Annotated in this window: 1 tRNA gene and 1 rRNA gene; both read left to right on the forward strand. The window is 43.9% G+C overall.

The window, feature by feature from the left end:
- The first annotated feature begins 467 nt into the window (after window positions 1-467).
- Window positions 468-1,991 (forward strand): 16S ribosomal RNA (locus tag EMN46_RS18445).
- Between the two features lie 151 nt (window positions 1,992-2,142).
- Window positions 2,143-2,216, forward strand: a tRNA-Ile gene (locus EMN46_RS18450).
- The last annotated feature ends 6 nt before the right edge of the window (window positions 2,217-2,222 follow it).

The raw sequence follows: 2,222 nt of genomic DNA on the forward strand, positions 1-2,222 counted from the left end.
GAAATAAAAACCCTATATTTGCACTCGCTTTAAGAGAGAGGCAAGGTCTTTGAATCGTTTGTAAGTATTGAAAACGTTGGGGTGACCCGATAAAAACAATTAAAAAATAAACGAAAAAAGATTTGTAGATTTAGAATTAAAGTTCTTATATTTGCAGCCGCTAATACAGCGAAAAGTTCTTAAAAAATCTGGAGTAATGTAACGACGAGAGTTGGAATTTTGGAAAGAAAATATTTCTTTAAAAAACTTCAAATTTCATTTGGTTTTAATAAACTAAAGTTGTTATCTTTGCACCCGCTTTGGCGCTGTAATCAGCATCAAAATAGCAAGAAATTTTGAACGGAAGTTCTTTGAAAATATTGGAAGTAGAATAAAGTTAGGTAAATACAAGAAAATAACCTTGTCAATTAAATTTACGAAATAACTAAGATATTATCCACGAGCAGAATTAACTATAAGTTTTTTATACAACGAAGAGTTTGATCCTGGCTCGATGAACGCTAGCGACAGGCCTAACACATGCAAGTCGAGGGGCAGCATTTCTAGCTTGCTAGAAGATGGCGACCGGCGCACGGGTGAGTAACGCGTATGCAACCTACCTTTCACAGGGGGATAGCCCAAAGAAATTTGGATTAACACCGCATAATATGATTGATTCGCATGGATTAATTATTAAATCTTCGGAGGTGAAAGATGGGCATGCGTAGCATTAGTTAGTTGGTGAGGTAATGGCTCACCAAGACGATGATGCTTAGGGGGTCTGAGAGGATAGTCCCCCACACTGGTACTGAGACACGGACCAGACTCCTACGGGAGGCAGCAGTGAGGAATATTGGTCAATGGACGCAAGTCTGAACCAGCCATGTCGCGTGCAGGATGACGGCCCTATGGGTTGTAAACTGCTTTTTTACAGGAATAAACGTTGCTACGTGTAGTGATTTGAATGTACTGTATGAATAAGGATCGGCTAACTCCGTGCCAGCAGCCGCGGTAATACGGAGGATTCGAGCGTTATCCGGATTTATTGGGTTTAAAGGGTCCGTAGGCGGTTCTTTAAGTCAGTGGTGAAATCCCAGAGCTCAACTCTGGAACTGCCATTGAAACTGAAGAACTTGAATATGGTTGAGGTAGGCGGAATACGTTATGTAGCGGTGAAATGCATAGATATAACGTAGAACACCAATTGCGAAGGCAGCTTACTAAACCATTATTGACGCTGATGGACGAAAGCGTGGGGAGCGAACAGGATTAGATACCCTGGTAGTCCACGCCGTAAACGATGATTACTCGTTGTGCACAATACATCGTGCGTGACTGAGCGAAAGCATTAAGTAATCCACCTGGGGAGTACGTTCGCAAGAATGAAACTCAAAGGAATTGACGGGGGCCCGCACAAGCGGAGGAACATGTGGTTTAATTCGATGATACGCGAGGAACCTTACCTGGACTTAAATGTAGATTGACCGGTTTAGAAATAGATCTTTCCTTCGGGACAATTTACAAGGTGCTGCATGGTTGTCGTCAGCTCGTGCCGTGAGGTGTCGGGTTAAGTCCCATAACGAGCGCAACCCCTATCGTTAGTTGCTAGCAGGTAATGCTGAGGACTCTAGCGAGACTGCCACCGTAAGGTGAGAGGAAGGTGGGGATGACGTCAAATCAGCACGGCCCTTACGTCCAGGGCTACACACGTGTTACAATGGCCAGTACAAAGGGCAGCTACCTGGTGACAGGATGCTAATCTCAAAAGCTGGTCTCAGTTCGGATCGGAGTCTGCAACTCGACTCCGTGAAGTTGGATTCGCTAGTAATCGTATATCAGCAATGATACGGTGAATACGTTCCCGGGCCTTGTACACACCGCCCGTCAAGCCATGGAAGCCGAGAGTGCCTGAAGTACGTTACCGCAAGGAGCGTCCTAGGGTAAAATTGGTAACTGGGGCTAAGTCGTAACAAGGTAGCCGTACCGGAAGGTGTGGCTGGAACACCTCCTTTCTGGAGATGGATAATACGACAAAAAAGTTTAACTGTGAAWACAGTTGRCTTGGTTATAATCTTGACCTAATTTTATTTTTGCTTTCATCTTTTAATATACCATAACCCATAGCGTTAGGGTGTTTTACTAACAAGCCTATGGATTATAACTAGTCCTGTAGCTCAGTTGGTTAGAGCACTACACTGATAATGTAGGGGTCCGCAGTTCAAATCTGCGCAGGACTACTTATT

It is taken from the genome of Ancylomarina sp. 16SWW S1-10-2, assembly GCF_009669305.1.
Lineage (GTDB): Bacteria > Bacteroidota > Bacteroidia > Bacteroidales > Marinifilaceae > Ancylomarina.